Raw genomic sequence first — 14,546 nt, 5'->3', positions numbered from 1 at the left:
CAACCCAACGCGGGGCAAGCCCGTTCGCCACGGGAGTCGTCGTTAGGGGCAGGGTGAAATATAGTCCGACCAGCTTTGTCGCCTTTTCTTACGAGTTGCTTAAGAGCTGGCACCCTTGTTGCACCTACCCCTGATAACTGCTGCGTAGTGTCAAAAATTTGCGGGTTGTCGGAGAGAGAAGGTCATGAGCCAGGGTATTGAGTTCAATCGGTTGATGTTGGATATGCGCTCCATGCAAATGGATGCCATGGCCCGGCCGAAATCCGTCGCACCCGTGCCGGAATTGGGCCAAAGCAATTTTGCCGACATGCTCGGTCAGGCCATCAACAAGGTCAGCGATACCCAGCAAGCTTCCAGCCAGTTGGCCACCGCGTTCGAAATCGGCAAAAGCGGCGTGGACCTCACCGATGTGATGGTTGCTTCGCAAAAGGCCAGCGTTTCCTTTCAAGCCTTGACCCAAGTGCGTAACAAAGTGGTTCAGGCTTACCAAGACATCATGCAGATGCCGGTTTAAGGGCGAGAGTTAAGTCATGGCAGAAGCAGTCACCGATAACGTACCCGCCAAGGCCGGTGGCAAGCCGCCGCTGTTTGGCCTGTCGTTCCTGGAAAATCTCTCGGAAATGACCATGCTGCGTCAGGTCGGCCTGATGGTCGGCCTGGCAGCGAGCGTGGCGATTGGTTTTGCCGTGGTGCTGTGGTCACAGCAACCCGATTACCGTCCGCTGTACGGCAGCCTGGCGGGCATGGATTCCAAGCAGATCATGGAAACCCTCGCCGCCGCCGACATTGCCTACACCGTAGAACCCAACTCCGGCGCCTTGCTGGTCAAGGCTGATGACGTGGCCCGTGCCCGCATGAAGCTGGCCGCCGCCGGCGTGACGCCGTCCGACAGCAATATCGGTTTCGAAATCCTCGACAAGGACCAGGGCCTGGGCACCAGCCAGTTCATGGAAGCGACGCGCTACCGTCGTGGCCTTGAAGGCGAACTGGCACGCACCATCTCCAGCCTCAACAACGTCAAGGGCGCCCGTGTGCACCTGGCGATTCCGAAAAGCTCGGTGTTCGTGCGTGACGAGCGCAAGCCCAGCGCCTCGGTTCTGGTTGAGCTGTTTTCCGGTCGCTCCCTGGAGCCTGGCCAAGTGCTGGCAATCGTCAATCTGGTGGCCACCAGCGTTCCCGAATTGAGCAAGTCGCAAATCACCGTGGTCGACCAGAAGGGCAACCTGCTGTCGGACATGGCCGAAAACTCCGCGCTGACCCAGGCCGGCAAGCAGTTCGACTACAGCCGCCGCATGGAAAGCATGCTCACCCAGCGGGTGCATAACATTCTGCAACCGGTGCTGGGCAACGACCGCTACAAGGCCGAAGTGTCCGCCGATGTGGACTTCAGCGCCGTCGAGTCGACCTCCGAGCAGTTCAACCCGGACCAGCCTGCGCTGCGCAGCGAACAATCGACCAGTGAGCAACGTACCGCCAGCAGCGGCCCGCAAGGTGTGCCGGGTGCCCTGAGCAACCAGCCACCGACCCCGGCCACCGCCCCGCAAACCACCGGAGGCGCCGCCGCGACTGCGGGCGCCATTGCCGCCGGCCAGCCGCTGCTCGATGCCAACGGCCAGCAGATCATGGACCCTGCCACCGGCCAGCCGATGCTCGCGCCGTACCCGGCCGACAAACGTAACCAGTCCACCAAGAACTTCGAGCTCGACCGTTCCATCAGCCACACCAAGCAGCAGCAGGGCCGCATCAATCGCCTGTCGGTGTCGGTGGTGGTCGATGACCAGGTCAAGGTCAACGCCGCCGACGGTGCCGTGACCCGTGCGCCGTGGACCGCCGACGAATTGGCGCGCTTCACCCGCCTGGTGCAGGATGCCGTCGGTTTCGACGCCAGCCGTGGCGACAGCGTCAGCGTGATCAACATGCCGTTCTCCGCCGAGCGTGGCGAAGTCATCGCTGAAGCGGCGTTCTACACCCAGCCGTGGTTCTGGGACATCGTCAAGCAAGTGCTGGGGGTGTTGTTCATCCTGGTGCTGGTGTTCGGTGTGCTGCGTCCGGTGCTCAACAACATCACCGGCAACGGCAAGAAACAACTGGCCCTGGCCGGTGGCGATGTGGAGTTGGGTGGCATGGGCGGCCTGGACGGCGAACTGGCCAACGACCGCGTCAGCCTCGGCGGCCCGCAAAGCATCCTGTTGCCCAGCCCGAGCGAAGGCTATGACGCTCAGCTGAACGCAATCAAGAGTCTGGTAGCAGAAGACCCGGGCCGTGTGGCTCAGGTCGTGAAAGAGTGGATCAACGCAGATGAGTGATAATCGAGCCGCTGTTGCCAAGCTCTCCCGAGTCGACAAAGCCGCCGTGCTGCTGCTGTCGCTGGGCGAAACCGACGCCGCCCAGGTGCTGCGTCACATGGGACCCAAAGAGGTTCAGCGCGTGGGTGTGGCCATGGCGCAGATGCGCAATGTGCACCGTGAGCAAGTCGAGCAGGTGATGAGCGAGTTCGTCGAGATTGTCGGCGATCAGACCAGCCTGGGCGTCGGCTCCGACAGCTACATTCGCAAGATGCTCACCTCGGCGCTCGGCGAAGACAAGGCCAACGGCCTGATCGACCGCATCCTGCTGGGCGGCAACACCAGCGGCCTGGACAGCCTCAAGTGGATGGAGCCGCGCGCGGTGGCCGACGTGATCCGCTACGAACACCCGCAGATCCAGGCCATTGTCGTGGCGTACCTGGACCCGGACCAGGCCGGCGAAGTGCTCGGTCACTTCGATCATAAAGTGCGCCTGGACATCATCCTGCGCGTGTCGTCGTTGAATACCGTGCAGCCGGCCGCGCTGAAAGAACTCAACACGATTCTGGAGAAGCAGTTCTCCGGCAACTCGAATGCCTCGCGCACCACCTTGGGTGGTATCAAGCGCGCGGCCGATATCATGAACTTCCTCGACAGCTCGGTCGAAGGCCAGTTGATGGACTCGATCCGCGAGATCGACGACACCCTGTCCGGCCAGATCGAAGACCTGATGTTCGTGTTCAACAACCTCTCCGATGTCGACGACCGTGGCATCCAGGCGTTGCTGCGCGAGGTGTCCTCGGATGTGCTGGTGCTGGCGCTCAAGGGCTCCGACGAGAACGTCAAGGAAAAGATCTTCAAGAACATGTCCAAGCGCGCCTCCGAACTGCTGCGCGACGACCTCGAAGCCAAGGGGCCGGTACGCGTCAGCGACGTCGAAACCGCGCAGAAGGAAATCCTCACGATTGCCCGCCGTATGGCCGAAGCCGGAGAAATCGTTCTCGGCGGGAAGGGCGGCGAAGAAATGATCTAAGGCGCTGCCCATGTCGAGCAAAGATGAAACGCCCAGCGACCTGATTCGCGCGCGGGACGTGGGCGGGTTCGACATCTGGTCGTTGCCCAGCTTCGACCCGCATGTGCCGGAGCCTGAACCCGCACCGGTGGTGGAAACCCCGGTGGAGATGGAAGAAGTGCCGTTGGACGAAGTCCAGCCGCTGACCCTCGAAGAGTTGGAAGCCATCCGCCAGGAGGCCTACAACGAAGGCTTCGCTGCGGGCGAGAAAGACGGCTTTCGCAGCACCACCCTCAAGGTGCGACAGGAGGCCGAGGTGGCGCTGGGCGTCCAGCTCGCCAGCCTGGAGCGCCTGATGGGCGGCCTGTTCGAGCCCATCGCGGGGCAGGACGCGCAGATCGAAAAATCCATGGTTGCGCTGGTGCAGCACATCACGCGCCAGGTGATCCAGCGCGAACTGGTGCTGGACTCCAGCCAGATCGAAGGCGTGATGCGCGAAGCGCTCAAATTGCTGCCCCTGGGCGTCGGCAATGTGCGGCTGTACATCAATCCGCAGGATTTCGAGCAGGTCAAAGCCTTGCGCGAGCGCCATGAAGAAACCTGGCGCATCGTCGAGGACGCCGCGCTGCAGCCCGGTGGCTGCCGGGTCGAGACCGAACACAGCCGCATCGATGCCACGGTGGAAACCCGCATCAGCCAGATCATGGCCAAATTGCTCGACCAGCAGCACGAACAGGCCATGAACCCGGGCGAACCCGATATCAGCATCGACCTGGACCGCCCGGATGCGCCTTGACCGCACCAGCTTCGCCAAGCGCCTGGACGGCTACGCCGAGGCCACGCAGTTGCCCGGCCAGCCGATCCTGGAAGGGCGCCTGCTGCGCATGGTCGGCCTGACCCTCGAAGCCGAGGGCCTGCGCGCCGCCATGGGCAGCCGTTGCCTGGTGATCAACGACGACAGCTACCACCCGGTGCAGGTGGAAGCCGAGGTGATGGGTTTCTCCGGCAGCAAGGTGTTCCTGATGCCGGTTGGCAGCGTCGCCGGCATTGCCCCCGGCGCCCGCGTGGTGCCGCTGGCCGACACCGGCCGCCTGCCCATGGGCATGAGCATGCTCGGCCGTGTGCTCGACGGCGCCGGTCGTCCGCTCGACGGCAAGGGTGGCATGAAGGCCGAAGACTGGGTGCCGATGGATGGCCCCACGATCAACCCGCTCAATCGCAACCCCATCAGCCAGCCACTCGACGTGGGCATTCGCAGCATCAACGGATTATTGACGGTCGGGCGCGGCCAGCGTCTGGGACTGTTTGCCGGTACCGGCGTGGGTAAGTCGGTGTTGCTGGGCATGATGACGCGCTTTACCGAGGCCGACATCATCGTGGTGGGGCTGATCGGCGAGCGTGGCCGCGAGGTCAAGGAGTTCATTGAGCACAGCCTCGGCCTGGAAGGCCTCAAGCGCTCGGTAGTGGTCGCATCCCCGGCCGATGACGCGCCACTGATGCGCTTGCGTGCCGCGATGTACTGCACGCGCATCGCCGAATATTTTCGCGACAAGGGCAAGAATGTCCTGTTGCTGATGGACTCGCTCACGCGTTTCGCCCAGGCCCAGCGGGAAATCGCTCTGGCCATCGGCGAGCCGCCCGCGACCAAGGGTTACCCGCCGTCCGTATTCGCCAAGTTGCCCAAACTGGTGGAGCGCGCCGGTAACGCCGAGGCGGGCGGGGGCTCGATCACGGCGTTCTACACGGTATTGTCCGAAGGCGATGACCAGCAGGACCCGATTGCCGACTCGGCGCGGGGCGTGCTCGACGGCCACATCGTGCTGTCCCGGCGCCTGGCCGAGGAGGGACACTACCCGGCTATCGATATCGAGGCCTCCATCAGCCGGGTCATGCCGTCGGTGGTGACGCCGGAACACATGGCACGCGCCCAGCAGTTCAAGCAACTGTGGTCGCGCTATCAACAGAGCCGTGACCTGATCAGCGTGGGTGCCTACGTGCCCGGCGGCGATCGCGAGACCGACCTGGCGATTGCCCTGCAACCGCAACTGGTGACCTACCTGCGCCAGGGCCTCAACGACAACATCAGCATGGGCGAAAGCGAGGCTCACTTGCAGTCGATCTTCGCCCCCGCGCCAGGCGGTTAAGCCATGGCCAGCTCGCGTTCTGCACGCCTTGCACCGGTGGTGGAGATGGCCGAAAAAGCCGAAAAAGCCGCGGTGCAGCGCCTGGGTTATTTCCAGGGCCAGGTCCGTCTGGCCGAAAGCAAGCTGGGCGACCTTGAACGCTTTCGCGGCGAGTACCAGCAGCAGTGGATCGACCGTGGCAGCAAGGGCGTGTCGGGCCAGTGGCTGATGGGTTACCAGGGCTTTCTCAATCAGTTGGAAACCGCCGTTGGCCAACAACGCCAGAGTCTGGCCTGGCACCAGAACAACCTCGACAAGGCGCGCGAAAGTTGGCAGGCCGCCTATGCCCGGGTCGAGGGCCTGCGCAAGCTGGTGCAGCGCTACATCGACGAAGCGCGCGCGCTGGAAGACAAACGCGAGCAGAAGCTGCTCGATGAGCTGTCGCAACGTCTTCCCCGCCAATCCCCGTTCTGAATCGGGGACAGACCCCTCCTGCAATTGATTTGCTGTGTTGCTCGGATTCCATTCAACTGCTAAACCTGTGTCACATTTACCAATGACAAGGAAGCCGTTAAATGTCAGTCGAAAAAAAAGTGTCCATGGATGGGAAGACGTTGACGATTGCGATCAAGGGCCGCTTCGATTTCAGTAGTCACCAGGATTTTCGCAACGTCTATGAAGGCGTTTATCCCAAGCCCGAGATGGTCGTGGTGGACTTGAAGGAAACCACCTACATGGACAGTTCGGCCCTGGGCATGCTGCTGCTGCTGCGCGACCATGCGGGGGGCGACAAGGCCTATATCCGGGTGGTCAACAGCAGTTCCGATGTGCGCAAGATCCTTGCCATCTCCAACTTCGACAAACTGTTCGATATCGAATGAGTGTCCAGGCCCCTGTTCTTGAGGCGCTGACGATTCTGATCGCCGAAGACAGCGCCGCCGATCTGCTGTTGCTGTCGACCATCGTGCGGCGCCAGGGCCACCAGGTGCTTACCGCCACCAACGGCGCTGAAGCGGTCGAGGTGTTCACCCGTGAACGCCCGCATCTGGTGTTGATGGATGCGCTGATGCCGGTGATGGACGGTTTCGAGGCGGCGCGGCGCATCAAGCAACTGGCGGGGGAGGCCCTGGTGCCGCTGATCTTCCTCACTTCCCTGCGCGAAAGCGAAGCGCTGGCCCAGTGCCTGGATGCCGGCGGCGACGACTTTTTGGCCAAGCCTTATAACCCGGTGATCCTCGCGGCCAAGATCAACGCCATGGACCGTCTGCGTCGCCTGCAGGCCACGGTATTGCAGCAGCGCGACCTGATCGCCAAACACCATGAATACCTGCTGCACGAGCAGCGGGTGGCCAAGGCGGTGTTCGACAAGGTGGCCCATTCCGGCTGTATCAACGCGGCGCCGAACATTCGTTATCTGCAATCGCCCTATGCGTTGTTCAACGGCGACTTGCTGTTGGCGGCCTACACGCCGTCGGGTGACATGCACGTGCTGCTCGGCGACTTCACCGGCCACGGCCTGCCGGCGGCGGTGGGCGCCATGCCGCTGGCGGAAGTGTTCTACGGCATGACCGCCAAGGGCTACGGCCTGGCCCAGACCCTGCGCGAGATGAACGCCAAGCTCAAGCGCATCCTGCCGGCGGACATGTTCTGCTGCGCCACGCTGTTGTGCCTGAGCACTCAGCGGCGTGCGGTGGAGGTGTGGAATGGCGGCATGCCCGAGGGCTATGTGCACGAGGTTGCCACCGGCAAGCGCACGCCGTTGATGTCACGGCATTTGCCGTTGGGCGTGCTGTCGGCGGAGCAGTTTGACGACCGCACCGAAGTCTGGCCTGTGGCCCTGGGCGACCGCGTGTTTTTGCTGTCCGACGGCGTGCTCGACACCGCCGACGCCAACGAGCAATTATTTGGCGCCGAGCGCTTGCTGCAGGTGTTTGCCGCCAATCGCGAGCCAGACCGCCTGTTCGAAGACATCGAGCAGGCGCTGGCGGCGTTTCGCGGTCAGGTGCGCGATGACATCAGCATGGTGGAAATCACCCTGCAGGCCGGCCAGTCGCTGCGTGCGACCGGACCTTTGTATGCTGACAGCGGCCAGTCATGCCCGCTGGACTGGTCGGTGAGTTTCGAGTTTCGCGCCGACACCCTCAAGCGCTACGACCCGCTGCCCTACCTGCTGCAGCTGCTGCTGGAAATCCACGGCCTGCGCGAGCAGAGCGGGGCGCTCTACAGCGTAATGGCCGAGCTGTATTCCAATGCCCTGGAACACGGCGTGCTGGGTCTTGACTCGCGTCTAAAGCGCGATGCCGAAGGGTTTGCGCAGTATTACCGCCTGCGCAACGAGCGACTGACGCACCTGGACACGGGGTTTGTGCGCGTGCACGTGCAGGTGGTGCCTACCGACACCGGCGGTACTCTGAGTTTGCGCGTCGAAGACAGTGGCCAGGGGTTTGACGTGGAGCGGGTACTGGCGCGGCCGCCGGATATCGACCGTCTGTCTGGCCGGGGGCTCAGCCTGGTGCGTCAATTGAGCAGCGCTGTAGGCTGGTCGGATGGCGGGCGCAGTGTGTGCGTGGAGTTTTGCTGGAAGGCTCTGGCATAATCCGGCGATTCTTGATCAAGGAGCGAGCAAGTGATTGATGTTCATATGGACCCGCAGGTGCTGGCGGGTTTGCAGGAGGTGATGGAGGGGGAGTATCCGCGGTTGCTGGATACCTTTTTGCATGACTCCGAAGAACGGGTGAAGGCGTTGCGCACGGCGCGTGGTGATACGCAGGCATTGCGGCAGATTGCGCACAGTTTCAAAGGAAGCAGCGGGAATCTGGGGGCGGTGCGGTTGGCCTTGTTGTGCCAGCGGTTGGAGATGGCGTCGGCGGGGGATATTGGCGGGCTGGTGGATCAGATTGACCGGGAGTTTGCTGTGGTTCGGGCGATGTATGAAGGGGAGCTGCGGCGGGTTTTTGTGGGGTGATTGGGTTTGCGCCCTTGCGGCGGGGATGGGATTGTTTGCCGAACGCTGTACAAACTGTGGGAGGGGGCGTGCTCCCGATGGCTGAGTGTCAGTCAGCTTATGGGTAGCTGACACACCCTCATCGGGAGCAAGCCCCCTCCCACAGTGGATCTCCATTTGTCTGATGGCTATCACCTGCTTTTGATCTGCTTTGAGCAAGCGCATTTGCGTGCTTTTGCGCTTTTCAAAAGTGAGCCGCCGTAAGGGCGGAACCACTATCAGCCATTATCCAAATAACGGACATATACCCAACCTGGCCCAACTCTTGCTATATCTCCATAACTGCATCCCATGACCCCCATGCAGTTGGAGACCCTACTTATGCCAGTCGCCCCCAACTCCCTTCTTCAGGCTGCCCCTGCGGCCAAGCCTCAAGCGCCCGTCGCCCTTTCACCTTCAGTGGCGGCGGACCCACGGGACAAAGGCCCTGGCTTCGCTCAAGTGTTCGCCAACCAGGCACCCAAACCTACCGTAAAACCCGACACCAGCGCGGCCAAACCCATGCGGGACAAGCCGGTCGAGGCCCCGGCCAAGCCTGTTGCCGACAGCGACAAGCCTGCCGCCAGCACGCCGGCGGTTGCCGATAGCGGCAAACCCTTGCCTGCCGCGCCGCCGGCCAAGTCCGACGACAGCGCCAGCAGCGACGACGACAAACCTGCCGACCCGGCCCTGGCACAACAGCCACCGGCCGATCCGGTGGTCGATCCGGCCCTGGTGGCCACGCTGACGCCGGTGGTTGCTGTGCCGGTGCCGCCGGAAACCCCGGCCCCGGCTGCCGCCAAGCCCGACAAGGCTGACAAAACGCAACCCGCGGTCGCAGCGCCTGTCGCGGCAACCGATGCCGCCAAGCCTGCCTTCGACCCCGCCGCCGACCCGCTGGACGACATGCCCGCCGTGCGCCTGGCGATGGAGCAGGGTGGTCACGTGTCAGCCACCAGCCAGGCGCCGCAGAAGGGCGCACCGACCACCACCCAGGATCAGCCTACCGCCGCGCAGACCTTCGCCGCCGGCATGGCCACCCTGGTGGACCAGCAAGCCGCCAAGGACAGCACCCATCAGGGTGGCGAGAAGGCTTTTGGCGCGTTGATCGATGACGGCCTCAAGGACCTGAAAAACGCCGGCAGCGATACCCGGGTCGATAACTTCGCCGATCGCCTGGCCGCGCTGACCCAGGCCGCCACGCCGAAAACCGCCAATGCGCTGCCGCCCGTAGCCAACGCACCGCTGGCAATGCACCAGAGCGGCTGGACCGAAGAGGTGGTCAACCGCGTGATGTACCTCTCCAGCGCCAACCTCAAGTCGGCCGAGATCCAGTTGCAGCCTGCCGAGCTGGGGCGCCTGGATATCAAGGTCAACATGACACCGGACCAGCAGGCCCAGGTGACGTTCATGAGCGGCCACGCCGTGGTCCGTGAAGCGTTGGAAAGCCAGTCCGGCCGTCTGCGCGAGATGTTCGCCCAGCAGGGCATGGGCCAGGTGGACGTGAACGTGTCCGACCAGTCTCGAGGCCAGGAGCAGCAACAGCAGCAGCAGAGCCAAATGCGCGGTGTGAGTGGCGGCGGTGGGCGGGGGGGCCGTGGCGATGCGGCTGAGCAGGATGAAGTGAGCGCCGCTGTCGCGCCGGTAACGACCAGCGTGATTGGCTCCAGCGCTGTCGATTATTACGCCTGATTTCGGCCTGTGCCGATCAACTGTGGGAGGGGGCTTGCTCCCGATAGCCGCGTGTCGGTCACTGTATGTGGCAATGAACCACCGCTATCGGGAGCCAGCCCCTTCTCACAGGAATATGTGCCTGTCTACCAGACAATTCTGGCATAACACTTGCTCTTGCCTTCCCGTAGATCTATGAATCCCCGAATAGTGACGGATTATTGGCATGGCGAAGAGCGAAGACGCAGCACAAGCACCCGAAGGCAAGGTCAAGGGCAAGGGCAAACTCAAGCTTATCCTGATGATTGTCCTGGGCCTGCTCCTGGCCATCGGGGCTTCGGTGGGCGGCACCTGGTACATCATGCACAGCAGTGCCAGCAAGCCGGCCCCCGCTGCCGAGACCGCCGCCAATGTCAAGCAACCGGCTATCTTCGAGCCGATGCTCCCGGCCTTTGTTGCCAACTACAACCAGAACGGCCGTCAACGCTACCTGCAGGTGAGCATGACGCTGCTGGCGCGTAACCAGGCGGACCTGGATGCACTCAAGGTGCATATGCCGGTGATCCGCAACAACCTGGTGATGCTGTTATCCGCTCAGGGTTTCGACAGCCTGGTGACTCCGGTCGGCCAGGAAATGCTGCGCCAGAAAGTCACCGCCAGCGTGCAGGAAGTGTCCCAGAAGGAACTCGGTAAAGTCGCCGTCGAGCAAGTGCTCTTCACTAATTTCGTATTGCAGTAGGATCACGACATGGCCGTGCAGGACCTGCTGTCCCAGGATGAAATCGATGCGCTGTTGCATGGCGTGGACGATGGTCTGGTACAGACCGAAATGGTTGCCGAGCCCGGCAGCGTCAAAAGTTATGACCTGACCAGTCAGGATCGAATCGTCCGTGGGCGCATGCCGACCCTGGAGATGATCAACGAACGCTTCGCCCGCTACACCCGCATCAGCATGTTCAACATGCTGCGCCGTTCGGCCGACGTCGCGGTGGGCGGCGTGCAGGTGATGAAGTTCGGTGAGTACGTGCACTCGCTGTACGTGCCCACCAGCCTCAACCTGGTCAAGATCAAGCCGCTGCGCGGTACCGCGCTGTTCATCCTCGACGCCAAGCTGGTGTTCAAGCTGGTGGACAACTTCTTCGGCGGCGACGGCCGTCACGCCAAGATCGAGGGCCGCGAATTCACCCCTACCGAATTGCGTGTGGTGCGCATGGTGCTGGAGCAGGCCTTCATCGATTTGAAGGAAGCCTGGCAGGCCGTCATGGAGGTCAATTTCGAGTACATCAACTCGGAAGTGAACCCGGCCATGGCCAACATCGTTGGACCGAGCGAGGCCATTGTGGTGTCGACTTTCCACATCGAACTCGACGGCGGTGGCGGCGATCTGCACGTGACCATGCCGTACTCGATGATCGAACCGGTGCGCGAGATGCTCGACGCTGGTTTCCAGTCCGACCTGGACGATCAGGACGAACGCTGGGTCAAGGCTCTGCGCGAGGATTTGCTCGACGTCGACGTACCCCTGAGCGCCACCGTGGCCCGTCGCCAGTTGCGCCTGCGCGATATTCTGCACATGCAGCCCGGCGACGTGATTCCGGTCGAGCTGCCGGAAGAAATGATCATGCGCGCCAACGGCGTGCCGTCGTTCAAGGTCAAGCTTGGTTCCCACAAGGGCAACCTGGCGCTGCAGGTGATCGAGCCGATCAACCGGCGCTGATCCCTCTTTTTTTATGAATATTTGCTTCGCCGAGGACATGTAATGGCTACCGAACACGAAAACACTTCTGCCGAAGACCAGGCCCTGGCTGACGAATGGGCAGCGGCCCTGGAAGAAACCGGCGATGTCGGCCAGGACGATATCGACGCGCTGCTGGCCGCCGATGCCGCCACCGCGCCGGCCGGCAAGCGCCTGCCGATGGAAGAATTCGGCAGCGTGCCGAAGAACAATGACCCGGTGAGCCTGGACGGCCCCAACCTGGATGTGATCCTCGACATTCCGGTGTCGATCTCCATGGAAGTGGGCAGTACCGAAATCAACATTCGCAACCTGCTGCAGCTCAACCAGGGCTCGGTGATCGAGCTGGATCGCCTGGCCGGTGAGCCGCTGGACGTGCTGGTCAACGGCACGCTGATTGCCCATGGCGAGGTGGTGGTGGTCAACGAGAAGTTCGGCATCCGTCTGACGGACGTGATCAGCCCGAGCGAACGCATCAAGAAGTTGCGCTGACATGAAGTATTCACTGGCGGGACTGTGCCTGGCGCTGCCATTGAGTGCCCTCGCAGCCGAACCTGTGGCGCGGGCAGCCGCGCCCGTGGTCGGCAGCAGTGTCGGCGGGCAACTGACCCAACTGGTGCTGGGGTTGCTGCTGGTGGTGGGGCTGATCTTCGTGCTGGCCTGGGTGATGCGTCGCATGCAGCGCATCGGTCCGGGCAACGGCCAGGTGATCGAGATGATCGGCGCGCGTGCGCTCGGCCCACGTGACCGGCTGGTGCTGGTGCAGGTCGGCGGCGAACAGATTTTGCTGGGCATCACCCCGGGCCGCATCACCCCGCTGCACGTGCTCAAGAACCCGGTGAACGTGGACACGCCCACGCCTGCCACGCCGGAATTCGCTCAGCGCCTGATGGAGTTGCTGGGCAAGGATCAGAAGGATAAGAAGTAATGCGCGTTTTATTGACGCTCATGCTGTTGCTGGTCGCGCCACTGGCGCTGGGCGCCGACCCGTTGTCGATCCCGGCGATCACCCTGGGCACCAACGCGGCCGGCGCGCAGGAATATTCGGTCAGCCTGCAGATTTTGCTGATCATGACCGCGCTGAGTTTTATCCCGGCGTTCGTCATGCTGATGACCAGCTTTACGCGGATCATCATCGTGTTCTCGATCCTGCGTCAGGCCCTGGGCCTGCAGCAGACGCCGTCAAACCAGATCCTCACCGGCATGGCGCTGTTTTTGACCATGTTCATCATGGCGCCGGTATTCGACAAGGTGAACCAGCAAGCCCTGCAACCTTATCTGGCCGAGACCATCACGCCCCAGGTTGCGATCGACAGGGCTCAGGGCCCGATCAAGGACTTTATGCTGTCGCAGACCCGCTCCAGCGACCTGGAGCTGTTCGTGCGACTGTCCAAGCGCACCGACATTGCCACGCCGGATCAGGCGCCGCTGACCATCCTGGTACCGGCATTCGTCACCTCTGAGCTGAAAACCGCATTCCAGATCGGCTTCATGATCTTCATCCCGTTCCTGATCATCGACTTGGTGGTGGCGAGCGTGCTGATGGCCATGGGCATGATGATGCTTTCGCCGCTGATCATCTCGTTGCCGTTCAAGATCATGCTGTTTGTGCTGGTGGATGGCTGGGCGCTGATAATTGGCACCCTGGCCGGCAGTTTCGGAGGGGTATGAGGCCATGACGCCAGAAGTAGCGGTCGACCTGTTCCGTGAAGCGCTGTGGCTGACCACCATGATGGTCGCCGTGCTGGTGGTGCCGAGCCTGTTGGTGGGCCTGCTGGTGGCGATGTTCCAGGCCGCGACCCAGATCAACGAACAGACCCTGAGCTTCCTGCCGCGCCTGCTGGTGATGCTGATCACGCTGATCGTCGCCGGCCCGTGGCTGGTGCAAACCTTCATGGAATACATCCTGCAGCTGTACGGCAGTATTCCGCAGTTGATCGGCTGAGCCCATGCAATCACTGCTGGCGCTGACCGACACCCAGATCAGTACCTGGGTGGCCTCGTTCATCCTGCCGCTGTTTCGCGTCACGGCGATGCTGATGGCCATGCCGGTGTTCGGCACCACCCTGGTTCCCCGGCGTGTGCGTCTGTATTTTGCGGTGGCCATCACGGTGGTGATCGTGCCCGGCCTGCCGCCGATGCCGCCGGTCAACGCCCTTGACCTCAGCGCCTTGCTGCTGATTGCCGAGCAGGTGCTGATTGGCGCCATGCTGGGTTTTTCCCTGAGCCTGTTCTTCCAGGCGTTCGTGGTTGCCGGGCAAATCATCTCGGTCCAGATGGGCATGGGCTTCGCCTCCATGGTCGACCCCACCAACGGCGTCTCGGCGGCAGTGATCGGGCAGTTTTTGACGATGCTGGTGACCTTGCTGTTTCTGGCCATGAACGGCCATCTGGTGGCGTTCGAGGTGCTGACCGAAAGCTTCACCACCTTGCCAGTGGGATCGGGGCTGGTGGTCAACCATTTCTGGGAAGTGGTGGGGCGTCTCGGTTGGGTGCTGGGTGCCTCGCTGTTGCTGGTGCTGCCGGCGATCACCGCATTGCTGGTGGTGAACATCGCGTTCGGCGTGATGACGCGCGCGGCGCCGCAGTTGAACATTTTCTCCATCGGTTTCCCGCTGACCCTCGTGATGGGCATGGTGATTTTCTGGGTCGGCCTGGCTGACATTCTCAATCAGTATCAACCGCTGGCGACCGACGCCCTGCAGTTTTTACGTGACCTGGCACGGGCGCGCTGAGC

Annotated in this window: 17 protein-coding genes; all 17 read left to right on the top strand. The window is 62.5% G+C overall.

From position 1 onward, the window contains the following. The first annotated feature begins 184 nt into the window (after window positions 1-184). The 17 genes from fliE (at window position 185) to fliR (ending at window position 14,544) form a co-directional block, all read left to right on the top strand. Window positions 185-514 carry a flagellar hook-basal body complex protein FliE gene (gene fliE / locus TU79_RS12075; RefSeq protein WP_003230964.1) on the top strand — a complete coding sequence of 110 codons (330 nt, stop codon included), beginning with the start codon at window positions 185-187 and terminating at the stop codon, window positions 512-514. Window positions 515-530: 16 nt separating this feature from the next. After that, the gene (gene fliF / locus TU79_RS12070) at window positions 531-2,306 is read left to right on the top strand and encodes a flagellar basal-body MS-ring/collar protein FliF (RefSeq protein ID WP_003230965.1); all 1,776 of its coding nucleotides are present in this window, start codon (window positions 531-533) and stop codon (window positions 2,304-2,306) included. Then, window positions 2,299-3,318 carry a flagellar motor switch protein FliG gene (fliG, locus tag TU79_RS12065; RefSeq protein ID WP_003230967.1) on the top strand — a complete coding sequence of 340 codons (1,020 nt, stop codon included), beginning with the start codon at window positions 2,299-2,301 and terminating at the stop codon, window positions 3,316-3,318. The genes fliF and fliG overlap by 8 nt, the downstream gene beginning before the upstream one ends. 10 nt (window positions 3,319-3,328) lie before the next feature. After that, on the top strand, window positions 3,329-4,093 hold the full coding sequence (gene fliH, locus TU79_RS12060) for a flagellar assembly protein FliH (RefSeq protein WP_057008177.1): 765 nt from the start codon (window positions 3,329-3,331) through the stop codon (window positions 4,091-4,093). Further along, window positions 4,083-5,441, top strand: coding sequence for a flagellar protein export ATPase FliI (fliI, locus tag TU79_RS12055; protein WP_057008176.1), 1,359 nt, complete (start codon window positions 4,083-4,085; stop codon window positions 5,439-5,441). Before fliH ends, fliI begins: the two co-directional genes overlap by 11 nt. A gap of 3 nt (window positions 5,442-5,444) precedes the next feature. Further along, entirely contained in the window at window positions 5,445-5,894 is a 450-nt protein-coding gene (gene fliJ / locus TU79_RS12050) for a flagellar export protein FliJ (RefSeq protein ID WP_057008175.1), read from the top strand. A gap of 101 nt (window positions 5,895-5,995) precedes the next feature. Beyond that, window positions 5,996-6,301, top strand: a complete 306-nt coding sequence (locus TU79_RS12045) for an STAS domain-containing protein (protein WP_057008174.1) — start codon at window positions 5,996-5,998, stop codon at window positions 6,299-6,301. After that, window positions 6,298-8,016, top strand: coding sequence for an ATP-binding SpoIIE family protein phosphatase (locus tag TU79_RS12040; protein ID WP_057008173.1), 1,719 nt, complete (start codon window positions 6,298-6,300; stop codon window positions 8,014-8,016). Before TU79_RS12045 ends, TU79_RS12040 begins: the two co-directional genes overlap by 4 nt. Before the next feature lie 30 nt (window positions 8,017-8,046). Then, a complete protein-coding gene (locus tag TU79_RS12035) occupies window positions 8,047-8,385 on the top strand; it encodes an Hpt domain-containing protein (RefSeq protein ID WP_057008172.1) in 339 nt (112 codons plus the stop codon). Between the two features lie 360 nt (window positions 8,386-8,745). Then, window positions 8,746-10,095 carry a flagellar hook-length control protein FliK gene (locus TU79_RS12030; protein WP_057008171.1) on the top strand — a complete coding sequence of 450 codons (1,350 nt, stop codon included), beginning with the start codon at window positions 8,746-8,748 and terminating at the stop codon, window positions 10,093-10,095. Between the two features lie 205 nt (window positions 10,096-10,300). Continuing rightward, a complete protein-coding gene (fliL, locus tag TU79_RS12025; protein WP_057008170.1) occupies window positions 10,301-10,813 on the top strand; it encodes a flagellar basal body-associated protein FliL in 513 nt (170 codons plus the stop codon). A gap of 9 nt (window positions 10,814-10,822) precedes the next feature. Then, window positions 10,823-11,791, top strand: coding sequence for a flagellar motor switch protein FliM (gene fliM, locus TU79_RS12020; RefSeq protein WP_057008169.1), 969 nt, complete (start codon window positions 10,823-10,825; stop codon window positions 11,789-11,791). 42 nt (window positions 11,792-11,833) lie between these two features. Further along, complete coding sequence (fliN, locus tag TU79_RS12015) at window positions 11,834-12,301, top strand: flagellar motor switch protein FliN (protein WP_057008168.1); 468 nt, start codon at window positions 11,834-11,836, stop codon at window positions 12,299-12,301. Between the two features lies 1 nt (window position 12,302). Beyond that, window positions 12,303-12,737 (top strand): flagellar biosynthetic protein FliO, encoded by a 435-nt coding sequence (fliO, locus tag TU79_RS12010; RefSeq protein ID WP_057008167.1) that lies wholly within the window; start codon window positions 12,303-12,305, stop codon window positions 12,735-12,737. Then, a complete protein-coding gene (fliP, locus tag TU79_RS12005) occupies window positions 12,737-13,480 on the top strand; it encodes a flagellar type III secretion system pore protein FliP (RefSeq protein ID WP_003236875.1) in 744 nt (247 codons plus the stop codon). Before fliO ends, fliP begins: the two co-directional genes overlap by 1 nt. Before the next feature lie 4 nt (window positions 13,481-13,484). Next, window positions 13,485-13,754 (top strand): flagellar biosynthesis protein FliQ, encoded by a 270-nt coding sequence (fliQ, locus tag TU79_RS12000; protein WP_003214552.1) that lies wholly within the window; start codon window positions 13,485-13,487, stop codon window positions 13,752-13,754. A 4-nt stretch (window positions 13,755-13,758) separates the two neighbouring features. Further along, complete coding sequence (gene fliR, locus TU79_RS11995) at window positions 13,759-14,544, top strand: flagellar biosynthetic protein FliR (RefSeq protein WP_057008166.1); 786 nt, start codon at window positions 13,759-13,761, stop codon at window positions 14,542-14,544. Window positions 14,545-14,546: the final 2 nt, after the last annotated feature.

Source organism: Pseudomonas trivialis (genome assembly GCF_001439805.1).
Lineage (GTDB): Bacteria > Pseudomonadota > Gammaproteobacteria > Pseudomonadales > Pseudomonadaceae > Aquipseudomonas > Aquipseudomonas trivialis.
Note: the sequence above shows the minus strand (reverse complement) of the source record. Positions and strands in the feature narration are given on the sequence as shown.